This is a genomic window from Chlorobaculum sp. MV4-Y (assembly GCF_025244685.1).
Taxonomy (GTDB): Bacteria; Bacteroidota; Chlorobiia; order Chlorobiales; family Chlorobiaceae; genus Chlorobaculum.
On the sequence record NZ_CP104202.1, the window covers coordinates 2017501 to 2038552 of the forward strand.

The following is a 21052-nucleotide window of genomic DNA, read 5'->3' on the forward strand; positions in this document are numbered from 1 at the left end:
TCGTTTTCGGCCACGCGGAACGGGTTGACCGCATAGACCATAATCTTGCTCTGATCGACGCCGGAAGCCCGCGCCATCTGGCCGAGATCCTCCTGGAGCAGCGCCGTGCTGCAACTCGGGGCCACCACGATCAGCTCCGGCTTGTAGTGCTTGTCAACCTGCTCGACCGTGCCGGGCAGACGCGAAGTGCCACGCGCCAGGTCCTGGCCGCGAACGACGCTGATGGAGAGCTTCGGGAACTCGGGCGTCCGTTCAAGCATGGTGTAGGTCGCCGTGATATAATCGTCACCCTGCGGGGCATGGTAAACGGTATGGACCCCTTTCATACTGTTGGTCACACGGCTGACACCGTGCAGCGCGGTCCCTTCATACAACCAGAAAGCTAAACGCATGATTCTTCGTTGGTTTTCGTCCTTGAATTTACCGTGAGCTGGGCATTACCCCTTCGAGCCACACCGATTCGTCGAACTCCGGCAGACTCTCGCGGCGCAGGAGTGGCGAAACGAACAGGTTGGCAAGAGTAAAGACACCCGACCAGCTGTGGATCGACATGAGCGTGAACTCCATGCTCCACTTCACAATAAAGCCGTGCCCGACGAACGGGTTGGCCGTCATGAGCGAGGTGACGATCATGTCGGGCCGCGTCTGTTTGATCTCTTCGAGCTGGCGATGGAAGTTGGGCTGCTCGACCACCTTGACACCTTCGAGCGCTTCGAGTTCGCGAGCGTGGAATTTCTTGTTGATATAGGCGCTACTACACTCCACAACCTCCGCGCCAGCGTTTTTGAGGAAGCGGGCCAGCGGCAGCTCCATCATGGTATCGGCGGTGAGGAAGATCTTCTTGCCCTTCAGCAGATCGGTCTGCGGCTTGATCTTCTGCCATGCAGCTTCGGCGCGGTCGGAGAGATCGACCTTGATACCGAACATGGCAGCGAGGTCTTCCCAGAAGGTCTTGGTGCCGTCGGGACCAAACGGAAAGAGCGAGGTGAGCACCTGCGAGCCGCGTTCGCGGTTCAGACGGGAGCAGACGCGCGACAGATAGGGCTGGATCGGCGCGAGCACCGTATCAGGGCCGATGGCCGGGAGCTTGTCGAAGCGGCTCTCAGGCAGGAAGCCACCCACCGGAATGCCGAGCTGTTCGGCTTCGGTGCGAAGATCGTCAGCCGTGATGTCGTTCACTGAACCGACGAACACCACCTTCTTGTCACCCGCCGGAGCTTCGGGGCAGAAGGGCACCAGCGCCTGAAGCACCGAGTCCTCCGCCTGCGTGAAGTTGAAGACGAGGCCGCTGGCCGGAACGAAGAGCACTGGCGTCTTGTCGGTGCTGAGATGGTGGGCCAGCCCCTTGAAGTCCACCTTCATCACCTCGGGAGTGCAGGACGATAGCAGGAAGATCACCGACGGGTTGTGGTCGCGCTTGATCTCCTCGATCACCGCCTCAAGCTGAGGCTCTGCCCTCGAAAGATCAGCCTCCTCGATCAACGCCACGCCGAATCGCGGTTTGGCGAAGATCATCATGCCGAGGGCGTTCTGGAGAAAGTGGGCGCAGGTGTGGGTACCGAGAATGAGGAAAAAGCTGTCCTTGATCTTCTGGTAAAGCCAGCCGACGCAGGCAAGACCGCAAAAACTGTGGGTTACGTTATCCTCTTTGAGAATCTGGCAATCGCTTGAAACCGGCATCATGGCAATATGACTTTATAGGATGGTGCTGGCTGCTCCGAAATGGCTCCGGGCGCGCAACCCTGAATTTTTTGAACCCGAAGATAAAAATATTTTTTCATTTATCCGGCTTAACAGCCTTGCGGGCCTCGACCGACGCCACCTTGTCTCCGATGGCTACCGCTTTATCGCGCCGGTCGTCGATCTTCATCACGGTGTAAACCCTCGCCACCCCCGCGCCGAAGCAGTGCTCATGCAGCTTCCGGGCAATGGCAAACAGCTCGTCCGCCGAACCTTCGACGATGGTTCCCATATCGCTCAACCGGAAAGGCAAGCCGCTCTCTTCAAGCAGCGATTCGAGTCCTGCAATCCAGGCGCTCAAACCGCTGCCCGCCGTACCGAGCGGTATCACCGTAATTTCGAGAAGGGCCATAAGGCAACCGGAATGAGATTGGACTAAAGCCCGTATATACTATAAGTTATCCATAAACCCCGGACTAAAGTCCGGGGCAATTGTTGAAGAGAGTTTAAGAGATTTAATTGCCAAAGTAACAACCCTGCGGACACTCAAACCTCTTCCATTCAATCGCCCCGGCTTTCCCACATTCAGACGGGTTTCAACCCGGCGGACATTCACTCTTACATCCTTATTCTGTTGCCCCGGCTTTCAAGCCGGGGGGGGGGGGGAGAGGGAAACAGAAAGCCAAAAAAATCCAGGCTTCAGCCCAACCTTTTACTTGAAGACCGTTTCGTCGCGCCCTGGCCCTACCGAAATGAAGGTCACTGGAACGCCGGTCGCCTCTTCGAGGAAGTTGACGTATGCCTGAGCGTTGGGATGCATCTCCGCGAAGCTCTTTGCCTTGGCATTCGAAGCCATCCAGCCCTTGAGCGACTTGTAAACCGGCTGCACACGCGACAGGGTCTGGTGCTCGGTCGGGAAGTCGAAAATCTCCTTACCGTCAAGCATGTAGGAGGTGCAGACCTTGATCTCCTCGAAGGTGTCGAGCACATCGAGCTTGGTCAGCGCTAGCTCGGTCACGCCGCTAACGGTGAGCGAATAACGCAGCGCCACCAGGTCGAGCCAGCCGCAGCGACGCTTGCGCCCAGTGGTCGCGCCAAACTCGCAGCCGATCCTGCCGAGCGCTTCGCCAATCTCGTCGTCGAGCTCGGTCGGAAAGTCGCCGTTGCCGACGCGGGTCATGTACGCCTTGCAAACGCCGATGATCTTGCCGACGTGGTTCGGCGCCACGCCGGAACCGGTGCAGGCACCGCCGGAGGTCGGGTTGGAAGAGGTCACAAACGGATAGGTGCCATGATCGACATCGAGCAGACAGCCCTGCGCGCCTTCGAGCAGCACGGTCTTGCCCGCCTTGATCTGGCGGTTCAGGTAGAGCTGGGTGTTGGTCACGTAGGGATCGATCGCCTTGTCGAACTCCTCGTACTCGCGAATGATCGCCTCGACGTCAATCTCCTCCTGCTCGTACACCTTGCTGATCAGCTTGTTCTTGGCAGCGAGGTTCTCACGCAGCTTTTCCTTCAGCACGTCGCGATTGAGCAGATCAACCACCCGGATGCCTTTGCGGGCGAACTTGTCCTCGTAGCTCGGGCCGATGCCGCGACCGGTGGTGCCGATTTTGTTATCGCCGGAGAGGCAGGACTCGCTCAGCGAATCGAGCCGTTTGTGATACGGCATGATCAGGTGCGCGTTGTGGCTGATGAACAAACGGCCTTTCACGTCGTAGCCAAGCTCTTCGACCTTTTTGATCTCATCCATGAGCGCGTTCGGATCGATCACAACGCCATTGCCGATCACACAGATGCAATCCTTGTTGAAGATACCCGAGGGAATGAGGTGCAGCACGACGGTCTTGCCGTCGAAGCAGATGGTGTGACCGGCATTCGCGCCGCCCTGGTAGCGCACCACGATGTCGTATTTGTCCGAAAGGTAATCGACCAGCTTGCCCTTGCCCTCGTCGCCGAACTGCGTGCCCACAAGCACGGTAGCAGACGCTGCCGGCCTGCTGAATGTTTTTTCTTCCACGTCGCTTGTTTTTACTGAGAAAAAGTATCGATCGAAGCCAGAAGCCTGTCCCGGCCACTGCCCGACAAAGACGAGTAATTTACAATAAATCTGGCATTCGATGCACAACTTTCAATCGTGCGCCGGGCCTTCGACTTTTCGGCCTGCTTCAGCTTGTCCCACTTGGTCAAGACGATGCCGAACGGACGCCCGCAATAGTCAAGAAACTCCATCATCTCAAGGTCGGACGCCATCCCCGGATGCCGCGAATCGACAAGCAGTACCACAAGAGCAATCTCATCACGCTTGACGATATAGTCCGTCAGCAGCTTCCCCCAGCTCTCACGCTCGCCCTGCCCGACCTTGGCATACCCGTACCCCGGCAGATCGACGAAGTAGAGATTGTTGTTGATAAGGAAATAGTTGATGAGCCGCGTCTTACCCGGCGTTGAACTGGTCTTCGCCAACCCCTTACGGGCGCAAAGGGAATTCAGCAGCGAAGATTTGCCGACATTCGACCGCCCCACAAACACAATTTCCGGACGACCATCGGACGGCAGCCCGTTCAAGCTGGAATAACTACAGAAAAATTCAGCGCTGGTGATGTTCATGAATGCGGGTGAAAGGTGAGGACGCAGCGGCAAATTCCGGGAGAAATGGCCGAGGCCTCATGCTGGTTGCCAAAAGAGTGAAGCTAAAAAACGTAGCGGTAAATCCCAATGGAATGAGGTTCTCCCCCCGTAGCAAGACAGCTATCGAGAGAAAATAAGTTTGTTCATGTGGCTTCCGAAATCGGTCGTTTATTGGCAGAATAGACTTTTGCCAACCGGACACCATCAAGCGCTTTGTGGCGGCGAACCGTGTTGTAGTCGTTGACCCAATGCTTCAGACCTTTGTAGAGTTCGAAACCATCGGCTGGTGGGTTCAGGTCAATGTACTCATACTTGACGCTCCCCCATTGCCGTTCGATGAAGACGTTGTCAATTGCTCGGCCTTTGCCATCCATGGAGAGTGCAGACTTGGACTCTGTGATGACGGCTTCGGCAAAGACCTCGCTGGTGAACTGGCTGCCCTGATCGGTGGAGAGATAATCGAAATTAGAATCAAATCGTAGAAATCCCGGATCGGAAACAAAATCGTGGTATTTTCGAACTATGCTTCTCATCGCAAAATTTTTTATTAAACAATTAAGGATGGCTCATTTAACTACTCCGCTCCCACCAACCAGCGCCATCAGCTTCCCGAAATCATTCACAACATCATACCTTACCTTATCCCGTTCAACCCGCTTATTGATCTCTTCAAAGAATTTCCGCGCACACTCGATTTTTGTGGCCTCGATGGTCCGCAGTTCCATACTCGAAATTGAACCCTTGGTCTCAGCTACAAAGTAGATGTGCTTGACAGCGCCTTCTCTGAAAGATATCGCCCAGTCCGGATTGTAGTCGCCTAACGGTGTGGGAATGAGAAATCCGCGAGGCAATTTGGCATAGACGACAACCTCGGCGCTGGTGTCCAGCTCTTTCACAAATTCCCGCTCAACCTTGGAGTCGGTGATCACGTAGTCATAGATGTGGTTCTTTAGCTTCTCGCTCGCCTTGGTGAAGTCCTGCTTGCTTTGGCCTGCGGTGAAAATATCGACATTGTGGGTCTCGGCAATGTTGTCGTAGCTCAGCCGCTCGATGATGATCGTGGCCTTCTGTTCATTGATAAGCCGTGAACCTTCGGCAATGAAATGCTCCGGGTTCTGTTTGAATTGCTTGAAAACCGCCGTCTGAACGCCGCTCAATATCTCGGCGACGGTCTTTCTTGTCAGCTGGGTGTTTTCGGCAATTTTCCCAAGCAGGTCATAGGTGACCATGGAATGCGAGGAAGTTCCAAACTCCGTAGATGTTTCTTTGATATCAAATCCTTGGCCTGCCTTTAACTGGTCATAGGTTGCTACCTTAGTCTGTTCCCCTTTTTGAACCGTATAGGTTAATGGGGTTACATGCAGATCTTTATCCAGGGTCTGAATGCTGTTTCGAATGAGTTCACTGGAATCGAACTCGACACGGTAGATCGCCTTCTGATTAATGCGATTCCAGAGCGCCTTGAACTCTTTTTTCTCGAAGTTGGCATTCAGCGGATTGGTCTTCGGCTTGCGATCATCACCCACGTCGGGCAGCTGGGACTCGCTGAAGACGCTGTCGATCAAGCCGAAAATCTGGTCCGCATGAGGGGCGAGCTCGGGCGGAAGCGCCGCCAGGGTCCCGTTGGCTTTTGCCTCGTGGTAGGTTTCGGCAACCTGATCCGTGTCATCGATATAGTCGTTCTTGAGCAGATACTTGTATATCTGCTTGGCCATGACCGGGGTAATTTCCACCGTACCGGTTTCCGTGGTTATGACCTTCCCGGTGAAGTAGGCCTCGTCCGCCTTGCGGGGGCGTGCAGAGAGGGAGTCGCTGATCTCACGCTGAAGATTCCCGACGAAGTCCTTGTAGCTCTCGCTTGCGACTACGGTCAGGATATTCACGTCATGGACCGTTGCCGGGTTGTCCATGCGATCCCCGAGCTGGTTGACGCTGATCCGCAACCCCCGGCCAACTTCCTGGCGGCGCGAGATCGTGTTGTCGCTGTGCTTGAGCATGCACATGACGAAGACATTGGGGTTGTCCCAGCCTTCGCGAAGGGCGGAGTGGGAGAAAATGAACCGGACCGGTTCCGCAAAGGAAAGCAGTCGCTCCTTGTCCTTCAGGATCAGATCATAGGCATCGACGTCATCGGAAAGCCCGGCTTCCTCTCCACGTGTCTTGAAGCTCGGATCGGTGAGCTTCTTGGTTTTCTTGTCGATGGAGAAGTAACCGTTGTGGGTGCGGCCCACTGGAATTTCATTCCAGTAATGATGAAGGCTGAGGGCTGAAGGCTGAATATCCCCTTTTTCATCCTTCAGCCTTCCTAATTCATCCTTCAGAAGCCGCTCGTACTCTTCTTCAAAAATCCTGGCGTATTCTCCCTGTTCATCGGCCTGACTGTAGTCCCGGTATTTGACCACCTCGTCGATGAAGAAAAGGGACAGTACCTTGATGCCCTGGGCAAAGAGAACCTGCTCCTTCTCAAGGTGCGCCCTGATCGCCTCCCGGATCTGAATCCGCCGGATAGCCATTTCCGTGATGTCGCCTGTTGCATCGCCGGCACTCAGCACATGGCCGTTGGTAAACTCCACGGTGTCCTTGTTGGCGTCGATTTGGGCGATGACAAAGCCGCGATATTGGTCCAGCTCGTTTGATTCAACGAACAGGTCTTTGCCGCGCTCCAGGCGTTTGACGATCCGCTTGATGCCGCCACCCTGGCGCACTTCCATCTCGATTCGGGCAACCGGTGCCTTCTTGGAAATTTCAATGGATTCCAGGTAGAGGTAGGCGTTGGTGCCAGCCAGACCTTTGACGTCGATGCCGCGCACCGCAATCTTCTTCACCAGCTTCTGGTTATAGGCGTCAAGGGCATCAAGGCGGTAAATCTTGTTGTGCGTGGTCCGGTGAGTGGCCGAGTAGCGCAGGATCATCAGCGGCTTGAACTTGGCCAGCGCCTCCAGCGTCTTTTGGCCCTCCATTTTCTGTGGTTCATCCAGGATCAGGATGGGGCGGTTGCTGCTGATCACATCGATAGGCTTGCGCGACTGGAAATCGTCCAGTTCATCATAGATGCGGCGGTTATCCTTTCCCGTGGCATTGAACGCCTGGATATTGATGATCATGACGTTGATGCCCGCATCGGAAGAGAAGCTTTCCAGATGGTGAAGCTGCCTGGAGTTGTAGGCAAAGAAGCGGATCTTTTTGCCGTAGCTCTCGGTGAAATGCTCGGCGGTAATCTCCAGCGACTTGAGCACGCCCTCACGGATGGCGATGCTGGGCACCACCACGATGAACTTGGTCCAGCCGTACCGCTTGTTCATCTCGAAGACGGTTTTGACATAGCAGTAGGTCTTGCCGGTCCCGGTTTCCATCTCTACGTCAAGATTGACCTTGCATCCGGCGCTGGACACTAGTTTGTCGGACAAGGGCAGATTCTGCCGCCGCTGCACGGCATGGATATTAGTCAGCAGCTGGGCATCGGTCAGCTGGAGATCGGAGTTTTTGAAGCCAGTCTGCTCAATATCCATTCCCGGCAAAGTCGGTCCCTGTGCCAACAGCTTTTTATTCACGCCCGGGTCAATCCTGTAGGCAATGCCCGAGGTATTCACCTGCCCGGCAAAACAGTCGACCACGGATTCCACCGCGTTGGTCTGATAGGGCTGGACTTTGAACTTCAGTTTCATGCCAAGCCCTCCTTATATCGATTTCACTTCAGTGCCCGGAGACATCTGTTTGAAGATCTGCTCCACGTTGATCTTGACGGCATCGGAGACAAAGCCGGTGTCACGGAACACAACCCGTAGCGGTTCAAACCGGGCCAGCTCCTTGACCAGGTCCTCATTCACGCCGGTATCGAAACAGGCGATTAAAGAATTCTCGTCTACGATGTAGACTTCGAATTCTTCAAAGGATGAAGGATGAGGGCTGAAGGCTGAACTAGTGGAATTTTCATCCTTTATCCTTCCGCCTTCATCCTTTTTGACTCTGACAATTTTCTTTGCAATTGGCAATGTCAAGTCCACGCCCCAGTCCAGCAACACCTGGAAGAGCAGGTCTTCGGGCTTGCGGTCCGGCTTGATGTTGTCGGTGAAAATCTTCAGCTGACCTTGCTCAATGGCGTCCGGCGTATAGTAGACGTCGGCCATGTTGGATGAATCGATCTTGAGGACGCGGAAGCCGATGTCCTTGTTCCACCCTTCATGACATTCGCCTTCAAGAATTTTCTTACCAGCCCGGCGGATACGTTCCTTGCTGATTTCGGCGATGGTTTTATAGCCAGCCTTGAATGCCTCGGACTTTTCGTCGCAGGGCTCGGGGAGCTGAACCATGATGAATTTCCGGTTCCCCCCGTCTTCGGCATTGAGTTGCATCACGGCATGAGCAGTTGAAGATGAACCTGCAAAAAAATCGAGAACAATATCATCTTTCTCTAAATTGGACAAATAAAGAATTCTCAATAGCAATTTTACTGGCTTGGGACCATCAAAGAACCCCTTGCCATCAAATAGCGTTTTGAGTTCTTGTCGCCCAACTTGATTGTGACCGACATCTTTGAAATTCCATATGGTAAGAGGTACGATTCCATCCTTTACATCGGTAAGAAACCTCTTAATCGAGGGGACATTTTCGCCATTTTCACCAAACCAAATACGATTATCTGAAACCATTTCAGCGAATTTTTCTTTTGAAACACGCCAACAGGCTCCATGAGGTGGGTTTACAATTCTTCCTGAAGGCGTTGTGATTGGAAAGTCGTATGCTTCAGAGTATGATTTTACAGACAGATCACTTGATTTCCAAGGACCACGGGGGTCATTGTCACGGTTCGTGTATCGATTATTTTGTTCATCGGTTCGTGGCAATAACTTGGGATACCACTTTTCTTTTACTTTTGCGTATACAAATATATGGTCATGGTTATCGCTAAACCATTTTGCATCGTTGGATGGAGCATACTTTTTTTCCCATATCACATTTGCAACAAAATTATCTGCACCAAAAATTTCATCACAAAGTTCTCTGATACTTCCAGCTTCACCATCATCGATACTAATGAAAATGATTCCATCGTCCCTTAAAAGATTTCTTGCAAGTTTAAGTCTTGGATACATCATCGAAAGCCAATCGGAATGAAATCTTCCATTTGCTTCAGTGTTTGCGACTAAACGATTTCCTGATGCATCTTTCTGATTTGACTTTAGTAAAAACGATTCAGTATTTTCCGCAAAATCATCCTCATAGATAAAGTCATTCCCCGTGTTGTATGGCGGGTCGATATAGATCATCTTAACCTTGCCGAGGTAGGTCTCCTGCAACAGCTTCAGCGCGTCGAGGTTATCGCCCTCGATGAACAGATTCTTCGTGGTATCAAAATCCACGCTCTCTTCCCGGCAGGGACGCAGGGTCTTGGCGATGGGGGTGTTAGCGGTAAGCAAGGCTTCCCGCTTGCCCGGCCAGTTGAGGTGGTAACGCTCCTGTGGGCCTTCGACGATATGCCCCGAAAGCTCCTGGCGAAGCAAGTCGAAGTCGATGGCATATCGTAAGGATGAAGGATGAGGGCTGAAGGCGGAATCTTTTTCATCCTTCATCCTTCCGCTTTCAGCCTTTACTTCCGTCACGCAGCCGGGAAACAGCTCGCGGATACGGGCGATGTTTTCCTGGGTCAGGTTCGGAGAGTGCATTTTCAGTTTTTCCATTTTGATCGTCCTTTAGGGTGTGACTGCCGCCCCGCTGGCAGACAGCGGACGGGTCAGATTTTCAAGTTCTTGTTTCAGGTCACGCAGCTCGGCGTTGATCTCGACCTTGCGGTTAAATTGTTTTTCTTTGCGGAGCCGGGCCTCGCAACGCTCTAGCTCCCGGTGCTTGAGCCGAATGCGCTCCATCCGTTCCACCCGCTTTTGCAGGTCTTCGCCCGGCCGTGCCGGGTACGGCATCAGGGGTAGAAGCAATTGGCCGTAGAGCGCCTCAAGGTCGAAAACCATTGGCAGGGGCTTGCGGGGCGTATCGGTGGCTGTCCAGTCGCTATCGAAATATTCGCTGATGACCCATTTGCTGGCATCCGCTTCACTCGGCCGTTTAAAAGCGGCAATGGGTTTTACTTTCCCGTCGAACCGAAGCTCAAAAATAATCGGGAAGGGAATGGCCAGGTCAATGCAACGCAGCACCTCGGGTTTGAGTTCGTCCCCCTTGAGAGCGATGCTAAAGATCTGGATTTCAGGCACGGCACGGGAAGGCTTCACGTTGATTGTTTCCGGGGCAAGCTTGTGCTGCCAGACAATCTGTTCCACCTGCCGGACAAACATCTGTCTGACTGCAGCGCTGGGGCTTCCGTGCTCGTAGATTTTGTTCTTGGGCAGCACGCGTCCTACAAAGGATGAAGGCGGAAAGATGAAGGATGAATTCACTCTGCCTTCCTCCTTCCGCCTTTATCCTTCAGCTTTACCTTTTTAGAGCAAGCAATCAAGATGGCGATGAGTTGGTTTGCTTCATCCATTAGCTCTGCGAGCTTAGACTCAGGAATAATCCCAGCTTCAACCAGCAATTCCATCCAGTAGCAGCTTTCTTCCAGTTCCTGCAATCCACCTTCAATCTTGCTAATGAACTCCGCATCGGAACGAGCGCGAGTGCCTTCCCGGTAGTGCGCCCCGACTGAAGTGCCAGAACGCAGAAGCTGTTTGCCAATAATCTGTGCTTCCGTGCTTTTAGGCAATGCCGAGTAAAGCCGGATAACTCGCAGGGCAAATTCCTTGGTTCTTGTTCTCAGGTCTTTCATTCCGCCTTCATCCTTCATCCTTCTGAATTACCAAGAAGGCGACGAGCTCGAAATCATCGAGCCCGGCAATGGTGTTCACCAGGGCAGTGGTCTTGCCGCCGGAGAACAGGCTGTCCAGATCCTTTTCCTCCTTGACGTCGATCATCGAACGAATGGCGGCACTTAGCAGATCGGAACAGGCCTTCATGTTCCGGCCTTCGTCCGTCTGCTGATTGAACAGGCGGCAGACGGCCTGAATGGGCTCCGCTTGTCCCTTGCAGCAGGTACGCACCAAGTCCAGCAGACGCTTGACCTCGGTATGGTTGTGAATCACTTCGCCTTCGCGGTTGATGTAGACAAGGTAGTAAGGATGCAGCCGGTTCTGCTGATTGATGTTGACCGCATGGTTGCGGTTGCGCAGGGCGAAGATGACGCCGGGGTGCAATCCCATTGCAGGCCGGGCTGGGACAACCGCATGCATGCCGTTGGGCACGTTGGCAAGGTCGCCATTGGTTTTGACGTAGTTCAGCAGATCCATCCGGAAGTCGTTCAGGCCAAGATCGGTGATGGATACTCCGGTTTTCAGGTCTTCCAGTTCGATCACCTCTTCCTGCAGCCGCCGGAGTTGCTCTTTCCGATACGATATCTCGCTGCTTTTTGCCGTAAGGACGTTATCGTCGCCGGTAGCCGTCACGTCGGCAATGATCATCCGGTTTTCGACCCGTTCCTTCAGGTTGATGTATTCATCCAGGGAAATATCGGGCCAGTAGTTCACCAGCTGGATGGTCTTGTTGATCGAGCCGATGCGGTCGATCCGGCCGAACCGCTGAATGATGCGGACCGGGTTCCAGTGGATGTCATAGTTGACCAGGTAATCGCAGTCCTGAAGGTTCTGCCCTTCGGAGATACAGTCGGTGCCAATCAGCAGGTCCAGTTCAGCTGGTTCATTGGGCAGCACCTGCTCCTTTTCCTTGGCGCGAGGAGAAAAAAGCGTCAGCAGCGACTGGAAATCATAGTTCTTTCTGAGGGTTGATTTCGGCGCATCCTTGCCGGTTACTTTTCCGGTGTGCAGCCTCTGTGTTGTTAGTAGGGTCTCCGCCAGGTTGTTGTAGAGGTAATTGGCTGTATCGGCAAAGGCAGTGAAAACAAGGACTTTTCTATTGCCGTCATTGATAGGGTTTTCAATCTTGCTGAGAATCAGGGCCTTGAGGTGTTGCAGCTTGGCGTCGTCCTCGGGTGTGACTTTTGCCATGGACTCCAGCAAGGCGTTAATGACTTCCAGATCAGCCTTCAAGTCGTGTTCCCACGAAGGAAGATCCATGTCCGCAAGGTTTATCTTCACCTTGCCGCCGATCTCGGCGTCATCCGGAACCGGGATATCGTCCTCTTCGGCTTCGAGGTTTGCCAGGCTATCGGTCCAGTCAGAGACACTGCCAGCATCGCCTGCAACCCTGAATGAATCGATTTTGCTCAGGGTCCGGGTGTGGTTGTCGTGCAGGCTTTTCAGGGTGAGCCGAAAAGCCTCAACCGAGCTTTCCAGGCGCTTGAGCAGATTGGTCGTCATCAATGCCTGCAGGCTTCGCTCGCGGTCTGCCTGCTTCAGCTTCCCTTTGCCACCTTCCACCTGCGTGTCGTACAGGTCTTCATATTTTTTGAGCCGACTGGGCAGGATGTAGCTAATCGGGGCATAGACGGCGAGCTTGAGCAGCGAGAGCTGTTCAAAGATCTCGTTAAAGCTCATGACATCCGTGCGTCCGGTCAGTGGCGAATGGAATGACAGGGGTTTGCGGCGCTCGGGAAACTGGCCTATGTCACTGGTGTCGTAGAAGGTCTGGATATGTTTGCGCGAACGGGCAATGGTGACGCTGTCAAGCAGTTCAAAGAAGTCAAAATCAAGGGCATCCAGAATGGCCCGCGCCGTGCGATCCTCGGGTGCCAGTTTTGACCACTGGTTGAAGATCGTTTGGGCATTGCGGAAGATTTCTTCCACTGATCTGCCCGTGCGCAGCTTCTTGCTGAGATTTTCAGAGTCGCCTTCGTAAGCCAGCGCGAGTTGGTTGCGCAGATCATTGAAGCGGTTATTGACCGGTGTGGCGGACAGCATCAGAACCTTGGTTTTAACGCCCTGGCGGACGACCTGGTTCATCAGTTTCTGATAGCGGGTTTCCCTGTCTTTAACGGCATCGTTGTTTCGGAAATTATGCGATTCATCGATGACGACCAGATCATAATTGCCCCAGTTAACGCGGTTCAGAGGAATGCCGAACGACTCTCCCGAGGTGCGGGACAGGTCGGTGTGGCACAGAACGTCATAATTGAAGCGATCCCTGGAGAAGATGTTGGTCGTCAGGTTGCTGTTGTAGTTCAGCCAGTTGTCAGCGAGTTTCTTGGGGCACAGCACCAGCACCGAGCGGTTGCGCAGTTCGTAATATTTCACAACAGCCAGAGCCGTGAATGTTTTACCAAGCCCCACGCTGTCGGCCAAGATGCAGCCGTTATAGGTTTCCAGCTTGTTGATAATGCCTATGGCGGCATCACGCTGAAAGTTGAAAAGCTTGTTCCAGACCAGCGTGTCCTGATAACCCGTGCGGTCGTTGGGCAGGACATCTTCGTCGATATCATCGAGAAAATCACTAAAGATGTTGTAGAGCATCAAGAAGTAGATGCGCTCCGGTGAGTTTTCCTGATACACTGATGCAATGTGATCACAGATGACTGTCGTAACATCCTCAAGCTTTTCAGGATCATTCCATATCTGCTCGAAAAGTTGCAGGTAAGTTGCCGTACAGTCCGGCTCATCAAACCGGTTCACAAGGTTTGAAATGGCATTTCCTTGCTGGTAACCCAAATCAACTGCGGTGAATCCATGAAGCGGCATGTATGCGGTATCTCCCTCCGATCCCTGAATGCACGCAAACTGCTGCATAGGTGCTTTCGACCTGTTTGATCGGAAAACGGCCTTTCGCCGCATCCACTCGGCGCATTCCCGTGCAATGGCTCGCTGGGTGAGTTTGTTGCGAAGCTGGATTTCAAACTCTGAGCCGTAAAGACTCTTTTCCCGGTTGGATTTGGGTATAAAAAACTCGCGATGCTCCTTCCGGAATTTGTCGGTTACCTCGTTGGGAACAAATGTTGGCGCCGTAAAGATGAACTCCAGCGACTCAATCTTTGAGAACTCAGACTTCAACGCTTCGTAAGCATAGATAGAAAAGCAGGAAGCCGCTATCCTGAGCTTGTCTTTGGGGCGGATTGAAACCTTCAGATCGTCGCCTAACAGGGTGTTGATGTTGTCAATGATCTTCATGAATAGGGGCTCATTTAGTCAACGCTTACAGGTTCCTATATAAGGGCGTCTCTAAAAAGTCGGAACAGATATAAGATGTTGAAAAAAATAGCTTTAACATACTTTCTATCCTGAGATATTCGTCTCTTGACGCCGTTCCTATCAACACGACTGTACTGCGATGAAAAACATCAATCCGCGTGGTCTTTTCGACGACTATTTTCTGCTCGAACGGCTGACAAAACTCAAAGATCCGCTCGTCAAGCTTGAAGCGCATATCGACTGGCAGCTTTTTGCTCCCATTCTCGAAGTGGCTTTCAACAAGCCAGCCAATCGCAAGAACATGGGCCGCCCGCCCCGTTCGAGCGGGTGATGACGTGCCCCGTCTATAAGACCACTTCTTCTTGGTAAAAATCCGTTTGCTGAACCATCAATTCTTCCGGTATCAGCCTTCCTGAAGAGCTGTGCGGGCGGATCGAATTGTCATCCTCCTGCCATTGCCCGATGATCTCTCGAATAGAGGTGTTGTCGACCGGTTTGCCCGGACGATTGAACACCAGTTTAACTCCATAACGATGCGCCCATGCATCAAGAGCTTTCCCGATGAATGCAGGGGCGTTATCGAATTTCCGACGCTTCCGTTCATCGGCCAACTCCCGTAATCGCTGGCGAATCGGTTCATGGGTATCCGGTTTGGGTTTGTCATGCCAACTTGTCTGGCTCAGCCCAATCAGCATACAGAGCTTTCTAAAACGCCGCCCGAAGTGTTCATGCAAGTGCCTTAAGCCGCTTGGCTTCACTGACCGTCATGCTGCCGTACTTCGATTTCCAGTTGTCAATCATCGCATCGCTGAGGCCGTGTTGACGATAAAGATCCTTGACCGGTATGCCGAAATCGGCCTCCTTCAAGGTGCTGATGATCTGTTCTGTACTGTAACGCCTGGTTTTCATGCGCGGAACCTCCTTGGTTGATTTGAATCATTTTTTCCACAACCAAGTGCTCCCGCTTTTTCAGGCTTACGTCCGATATGTGCCACGGAATAATTCGCAGTGTTCCTGACTTCGTACAGACTGATGAAGTAGTGATGCCCGGCAAACAAGTCTTCACAAAACCATGCGATCCCGATCAGCAAAGCTGTGATAACGGCAAACCGAAAGCCAAGATGCCAGGCGGCAAAAGCAATTGGTATAAAATAGAAGGCAAAAAAACTGAGCTCATGGCCAGAAAACCAGTCTAATCCGCTGATCAACACCACACCGGCAATGACGGCACCCTTTAGCGTCCAGGGCGCTATTTCTTTCGCACGGCTGCCCTCATGCCCATCAGACTTCCTGAAGGGGAAAATATAACATACATATAATATTATCACAATAACACACCACAAAATAACGCCATAATTACTGACTCCCACGATACCAGAAACGATTCCCTTACCTTTAATTCAGGCTCATTGGCTGTATTAACCCGCATTTCTCCGGCTTTGGCGAGACAAAATGCCTTACGTACTCACCCTCGAAGCTCATTTGGCAATCCATTGACAGAGCACGCTTACCGGAAAAATTCAGTAACAGCGGCTGGTTAAAAGTCTTGCCTTCCCAAGCCAAAAGTGTAACTTTCAAAACATTTTTCGATCTCTCAACCGGGGTATTCCAACCCATTCAGATCAATCCGGATGTCATCTTCCCTGCATATTTACAATTCGCTCTCCCGCACAAAGGAGCCCTTTGAACCCATCAATCCCGCTCTGGCTACCATCTATGTTTGCGGGCCGACCGTGTACGGCCACGCCCACCTCGGTCACGCCAAGAGCTACGTATCGTTTGACGTCGTGGTTCGCTGGCTGCGTCATGTCGGCGAAAAGCAGGGCTACAAGGTTCGGTACGTGCAGAACATCACCGACGTGGGGCACCTGACCGACGACGCCGACGAGGGAGAGGACAAGATCCAGAAACAGGCGCGGCAGGAGCGCATCGAGCCGATGGAGGTGGCACAGTTCTACACCCGCAGCTTCTACGAAGATATGGACAAACTCGGCGTCGAACGCCCGAACATCGCACCAACCGCGACCGGTCACATTCCGGAGCAGATCGCACTGGCCGAGCGGCTCGTCGAAACCGGCCACGCCTACGAGTCAAACGGCAATGTTTACTTTGATGTCAACTCCTTCACGGGCTATGGCAAGCTCTCGGGCCGCACCGACCAGGAGGCGTTGCAGTCGGGCGGGCGTGCCGCGGAGCGTTCCGACAAGCGCAACCCATCGGACTTCGCGCTGTGGAAAAAGGCCGAACCGGGCCACATCATGAAGTGGCAATCGCCATGGGGTGAAGGCTACCCCGGCTGGCATCTGGAGTGCTCGGCGATGGCGATGAAGTACCTCGGCGACACCATTGACATTCACGGCGGCGGCATGGAGAACAAGTTCCCGCACCACGACTGCGAAATCGCCCAGTCCGAAGCCGCCACCGGCAAGCCCTTCGTGCGCTACTGGATGCACAACAACATGGTGACGGTCGATGGCGTCAAAATGGGCAAGTCACTCAAGAACTTCGTGAACCTCAAGGAGCTGTTCGGGAAATTCGACCCGCTGGTGATCCGTTTCTTCATTCTGCAATCGCACTACCGCTCCCCGCTCGACTTCTCCGAAACGGCAATCAAGGCGTCGCAGTCGGGATTCGAGAAGTTGCAGGAGGTCTGCAAACGATTGCTGAAATCGGCGGAAGGCAACGGGCAGCTCGATGTAGCTGCCTTCGAACAGAAAATCACCGATGCGCTGAACGACGATTTCAACACCCCTGTGGCCATCGCCGTATTGTTCGAGTTCGTCAAGGCGCTCAACGGTGCGCTTGACAAAGGCGGACTTGATGCCGTATCGAAAACCGCCGCGCTGGCGCTTTTCGATACCTACGCGGGTGAGGTGCTCGGCATTCTGAAAAGCCGCGATGAGCTGCTTGCCGGAGAGAGCGGCGAAAGCGCCCAAACCCTCGACGACGTGATGCAGGTGCTGCTCGAACTCCGCAAGGAGGCGCGCGCGAACAAGGATTTCGCCACCAGCGACAAAATCCGCAACCTGCTCTTGCAACGAGGCATCGAAGTCAAGGACACCAAGGACGGCGCCACCTGGTCAAAGAAAAAAGCCTGAACGCAAAAAGCCGGAGCGACAAAACTCCGGCTTTCTTTTTTCTATCCACATCATCCTACAGGAACCCTTCCAGGCCCGGTTCCCGCCTCATCATCTCCACCGCCTTGACCACCTTTTGCGACTCGCCCGCCTTGCAGATAAGCAGCGCATCGGGCGTATCAACCACGATGATGTCATCCACGCCGATGCTCACCACCGCCTTGCCATGGGGCTTCCGGACAAAGACATTTTTCGAGTCGATCATGATCGACTCGCTGCCATCCATGTCGCGTCCTTCAAGGCCGAGACCAATCTTGATCACCTCGTCCCAGCATCCAAGATCGGTCCAGCCAAAATTCCCGGCAAGCATATAGACCTTCTCAGCCTTCTCCATGATGCCGTAGGCAATCGAAACAGGGTGAACCCAGCTGTAGACATCCTCGATGACCGAATCTTGCCGCTCGGTGCCGATAAAGGCGTGAACGTTCTGCATATCCTCATAGAGGTCAGGCAGAGAACGGCGGTATTCTCGGCTGATGTCATCGACGTGCCAAATGAAAACACCGCTGTTCCACCAGAAGTCCTGGCTTTGCAGAAAATGCTCGGCCGTAGCCAGATCGGGTTTCTCGGCAAAGGTTTTCACCCGGAAGAGTGCAATGTCATCGTCATCCGGATCGTCGTTTTCCTCCCCGATCATAACCGATGGTTCGACCTGGATATATCCATATCGCGTCTCAGGCCTGTCGGGATGGATACCGACCGTGATCAGCCCTCGCTGTTTCCGTGCAAGTTTGACGCCTTTGGAGACGGTTTTCAGGAACTGCTCTTCGTCAAGCACGAGATGGTCGGCAGGCAGTACGATGGTGACAGCGTCGGGATCGCGCTTGCGAATGAAGGTAGTGGCCAGCGCAATGCAGGTGGCCGTATCCCTGATGGTGGGTTCGATGATGATATTATCGACATCGAAATCGGGAAGCGACTCGTTAACCAGGCGCCAATGCTGCTTGCCGGTAATAATGAGGATATTCTCCATCCGGACGGCCCCGGCAATTCTTTCAACCGTTTTCCGGATCATCGTTCCACCATCAAAGAAATGAAGGAACTGCTTGGGAGACTTTTTTCTCGAAAGTGGCCAAAGCTTGCTGCCTATTCCTCCCGCCATGACCACGGCATAAACATGATTGTCGGCGATCTGCTTCATTCCATCACTATCTTTCTGAACTTACTATGGTTAAGGCGAGGTCCCCGTAGCCTAATGTACGACATTTTCCACCACTGCCGACGGGCATTTCGCCGGGGCACAGAACATTTGCCATTGGCGTTAAAATGTCGTTTTTTCCTGTTGTACGCGTTTTCATCACCATCGCAGCCGAACTATTCGTCATGCAGAATGACCTGCACCTGCTCGAAGGACTCTGCCGTCAGCACGGCATCCCTGTCACCAAAAATGCTCTGAAGCTTCTGGCTCGCTATGCCGGACTTCTCGAAGCCTGGAACCTCAAGGTAAACCTCGTCAGCCGCAAGGAACATGCGCCGGTCATCGTCAAGCATGTGTTTCATTCGCTGCTCATTGCACGCATCCACGACTTCAAACCCGGCGAAAAGGTGCTCGACCTCGGCACCGGCGGCGGCTTGCCAGGCATTCCGCTGGCCATCCTTTTTCCTGAAGCCTCATTCCTGCTGGTCGATTCTACCGGCAAGAAGATCGCGGCCTGCAAAGCAATGATCAAGGAACTTGGCATCGAAAACGTCATTGCCCTGCATTCAAGAGTCGAGGAGCTGAAAGGTGTGATCTTTGACACAGTGCTCAGCCGTCAGGTTGCGCCACTCGAAGAGTTATGCGCCTACAGCGCCAGGCTGCTCAAACGCGATGGGGTACTCATCTGCCTCAAAGGCGGCAGCCTCAATGAAGAGATTGCCGAAGCGGTGCTGTCAAGGGAGAAGCATCTGGGATTCCCCGCCTCAGTGGATCAGCTTCCGATAGGAGAGATTGATCCGATGTTCTCGGAAAAGCAGATAGTCATCGCCCGCTGGTGATCGAAAAGATCGAGCGAACGATGACTACCGTGTTTTTTGCAATCTGAGAAGGTGTCACCTTTATTCGGCAGCCTCACCACCCTCTTTTTCCTTCGATCCGGCCTCGGCTTTCTTGGAGCCTTTGACGCGCTTTGCGCGATCCTGCCTGGCGGCTACCGGCGCAACGGACGGCACCTCGGCATAATCCACCAGCTCGATGACGGCCATCTTGGCGGCATCGCCACAGCGCGGAGCGAGTTTGATAATGCGGGTGTATCCGCCGTTACGCGAGCCGATTCTGCCCACGATCTCTTCGAAAAGTTCACGGACGGCCTCTTTGTCACGAAGGGCACCGAAAATCTCACGCTGGGCGTGGTGGGTTCCCTTGCGCGCCTTGGTAATGATCTTCTCTACAACCTTGCGGGTTTCCTTGGCTTTCGCCTCGGTGGTTTCGATACGCTTGTGGATCAGCAGCTGCGTCGAAAGGTTCGACAGGGTTGCTTTTCTATGGGCGCTTGTTCTCCCGAGTTTTCTTGCTGGCTTGACTTTACGCATTTCTTGTTTCCGCTCTCATTGATGTTCAATAAAACAAATGGCCTATCTCAACCCTTCATCTGGTAACGGGTGATATCCATCCCGAACTTGAGGTTGAACTTTTCAAGCTGTTCCTTCAGTTCGGTCAGCGACTTCTTGCCGAAATTTTTGTAGTTGAGCAGCTCCTCTTCCCTTCTGGAAACCAGGTCACCAAGCGAATCGATTTCGGCGAGTCTCAGGCAGTTGTGCGAACGAACCGAAAGATCCAGATCCTCGATTTTGGTCTGCAGGAGCTTGCGCATGCTTTCGAACTCGTCGTCGAGCTGCTTGTACTCCTCCTCGGAGAACTCCTCTTCAGTCGGAGAGAAGTTGGCGAAAAAAGAGATATGATCGTTGATGATCTTGCCGGCAAGGCTGATCGCGTCATCGGGAGTAATCGAGCCGTCGGTTTCAACATCAAGAACCATCTTCTCATAGTCAGTACGCTGGCCAACGCGAGTGTTCTCGACGGTCAGCTTGACATTCCTGATCGGAGTGAAGATCGAGTCGATGGCAATAAAGCCGATCGGCATCCCTTCGCTACGATTCTCCTCGGCAGGGACGTAACCGCGTCCCCGTCCGACATAGATGTCGATGGTAACGGTTGCCTCAGAATTGATCGTGGCGATATGCAAGTCCTTGTTGAGCACTTCGAACTCGCCATTCTGGGCTACGATATCTCCGGCAACAAAATCTTTCGGCCCTGCAAGCGTCAGGGTTGTTTTGCAACTGCGCTTGCAGCTTGACCTGAAACGAACCTTCTTCAGGTTCAGCACAATCTCGGGTACATCCTCGCGAACGCCCTCAATCGTTGAAAATTCGTGAAAAACCCCATCGATCTTGATCCCGGTGATTGCCGCTCCGGGAAGAGAGGCCAGCAGAACCCTTCTCATGGCATTGCCCAGCGTAACTCCGTATCCCCTCTCCAGCGGCTGGGCGATGAAACGCCCGAAACTGCCGGTGTGGGTCGCTTCATCCACATCGATCTTTGCAGGCATCTGCATCTGGTATATCATA

At 53.3% G+C, this 21052-nt stretch carries 18 protein-coding genes and 1 pseudogene (1 of these 19 cut by a window edge); 3 read left to right on the forward strand and 16 right to left on the reverse strand.

Annotation, left to right across the window (positions count from 1 at the left end; translation table 11 throughout):
- The 11 genes from NY406_RS09955 to NY406_RS10005 all read right to left on the reverse strand — a co-directional run.
- Nucleotides 1-392 carry the 5' end (the start) of a ferredoxin:protochlorophyllide reductase (ATP-dependent) subunit B gene (locus NY406_RS09955; RefSeq protein WP_260534044.1) on the reverse strand. It extends 1222 nt beyond the left edge of the window, so 392 of the gene's 1614 nt are visible here — the first part of the coding sequence; its start codon is at nt 390-392; its stop codon lies beyond the left edge, outside the window.
- 28 nt (nt 393-420) lie between these two features.
- Complete coding sequence (bchN, locus tag NY406_RS09960; protein WP_260534046.1) at nt 421-1683, reverse strand: ferredoxin:protochlorophyllide reductase (ATP-dependent) subunit N; 1263 nt, start codon at nt 1681-1683, stop codon at nt 421-423.
- A 94-nt stretch (nt 1684-1777) separates the two neighbouring features.
- Nucleotides 1778-2092, reverse strand: a complete 315-nt coding sequence (locus tag NY406_RS09965; protein WP_260534048.1) for an MTH1187 family thiamine-binding protein — start codon at nt 2090-2092, stop codon at nt 1778-1780.
- 300 nt (nt 2093-2392) lie between these two features.
- Nucleotides 2393-3700 (reverse strand): adenylosuccinate synthase, encoded by a 1308-nt coding sequence (locus tag NY406_RS09970; protein WP_260534050.1) that lies wholly within the window; start codon nt 3698-3700, stop codon nt 2393-2395.
- Nucleotides 3701-3711: 11 nt separating this feature from the next.
- Nucleotides 3712-4290: a ribosome biogenesis GTP-binding protein YihA/YsxC gene (gene yihA, locus NY406_RS09975; protein ID WP_260534052.1), complete on the reverse strand. Its 579-nt coding sequence runs from the start codon at nt 4288-4290 to the stop codon at nt 3712-3714.
- 164 nt (nt 4291-4454) lie between these two features.
- Nucleotides 4455-4844, reverse strand: a complete 390-nt coding sequence (locus NY406_RS09980; RefSeq protein ID WP_260534054.1) for an integrase core domain-containing protein — start codon at nt 4842-4844, stop codon at nt 4455-4457.
- 33 nt (nt 4845-4877) lie between these two features.
- Nucleotides 4878-7976, reverse strand: a complete 3099-nt coding sequence (locus NY406_RS09985) for a type III restriction-modification system endonuclease (protein WP_260534056.1) — start codon at nt 7974-7976, stop codon at nt 4878-4880.
- Nucleotides 7977-7988: 12 nt separating this feature from the next.
- Nucleotides 7989-9989 (reverse strand): site-specific DNA-methyltransferase, encoded by a 2001-nt coding sequence (locus tag NY406_RS09990; protein ID WP_260534058.1) that lies wholly within the window; start codon nt 9987-9989, stop codon nt 7989-7991.
- A 12-nt stretch (nt 9990-10001) separates the two neighbouring features.
- Nucleotides 10002-10697 (reverse strand): DUF4391 domain-containing protein, encoded by a 696-nt coding sequence (locus NY406_RS09995; protein WP_260534060.1) that lies wholly within the window; start codon nt 10695-10697, stop codon nt 10002-10004.
- On the reverse strand, nt 10694-11083 hold the full coding sequence (locus NY406_RS10000) for a four helix bundle protein (protein WP_260534062.1): 390 nt from the start codon (nt 11081-11083) through the stop codon (nt 10694-10696). The genes NY406_RS09995 and NY406_RS10000 overlap by 4 nt, the downstream gene beginning before the upstream one ends.
- Nucleotides 11073-14348 (reverse strand): helicase-related protein, encoded by a 3276-nt coding sequence (locus NY406_RS10005; RefSeq protein ID WP_260534064.1) that lies wholly within the window; start codon nt 14346-14348, stop codon nt 11073-11075. Before NY406_RS10005 ends, NY406_RS10000 begins: the two co-directional genes overlap by 11 nt.
- A gap of 160 nt (nt 14349-14508) precedes the next feature.
- On the opposite strand from NY406_RS10005, the gene NY406_RS10010 reads away from it, so the two are divergent.
- Nucleotides 14509-14700, forward strand: a complete 192-nt coding sequence (locus NY406_RS10010) for a hypothetical protein (RefSeq protein ID WP_260534066.1) — start codon at nt 14509-14511, stop codon at nt 14698-14700.
- Between the two features lie 13 nt (nt 14701-14713).
- Here the strand turns inward: NY406_RS10010 and NY406_RS11340 are convergent.
- A pseudogene (locus NY406_RS11340) lies at nt 14714-15278 on the reverse strand (transposase).
- Complete coding sequence (locus tag NY406_RS10025; RefSeq protein WP_260534068.1) at nt 15275-15739, reverse strand: hypothetical protein; 465 nt, start codon at nt 15737-15739, stop codon at nt 15275-15277. Before NY406_RS10025 ends, NY406_RS11340 begins: the two are co-directional and overlap by 4 nt.
- 261 nt (nt 15740-16000) lie before the next feature.
- Between NY406_RS10025 and cysS the strand changes: the two genes are divergently transcribed.
- Nucleotides 16001-17467: a cysteine--tRNA ligase gene (gene cysS / locus NY406_RS10030; RefSeq protein WP_260534070.1), complete on the forward strand. Its 1467-nt coding sequence runs from the start codon at nt 16001-16003 to the stop codon at nt 17465-17467.
- A 55-nt stretch (nt 17468-17522) separates the two neighbouring features.
- On the opposite strand, the gene NY406_RS10035 is transcribed toward cysS, so the two are convergent.
- Nucleotides 17523-18647: a mannose-1-phosphate guanylyltransferase gene (locus tag NY406_RS10035; RefSeq protein ID WP_260534074.1), complete on the reverse strand. Its 1125-nt coding sequence runs from the start codon at nt 18645-18647 to the stop codon at nt 17523-17525.
- Nucleotides 18648-18829: 182 nt separating this feature from the next.
- On the opposite strand from NY406_RS10035, the gene rsmG reads away from it, so the two are divergent.
- Entirely contained in the window at nt 18830-19483 is a 654-nt protein-coding gene (rsmG, locus tag NY406_RS10040) for a 16S rRNA (guanine(527)-N(7))-methyltransferase RsmG (RefSeq protein ID WP_260534077.1), read from the forward strand.
- A gap of 60 nt (nt 19484-19543) precedes the next feature.
- On the opposite strand, the gene rplQ is transcribed toward rsmG, so the two are convergent.
- Nucleotides 19544-20017 (reverse strand): 50S ribosomal protein L17, encoded by a 474-nt coding sequence (rplQ, locus tag NY406_RS10045; RefSeq protein ID WP_260534079.1) that lies wholly within the window; start codon nt 20015-20017, stop codon nt 19544-19546.
- 47 nt (nt 20018-20064) lie between these two features.
- The gene (locus NY406_RS10050; RefSeq protein ID WP_260534082.1) at nt 20065-21051 is read right to left on the reverse strand and encodes a DNA-directed RNA polymerase subunit alpha; all 987 of its coding nucleotides are present in this window, start codon (nt 21049-21051) and stop codon (nt 20065-20067) included.
- Nucleotide 21052 lies beyond the last annotated feature (1 nt).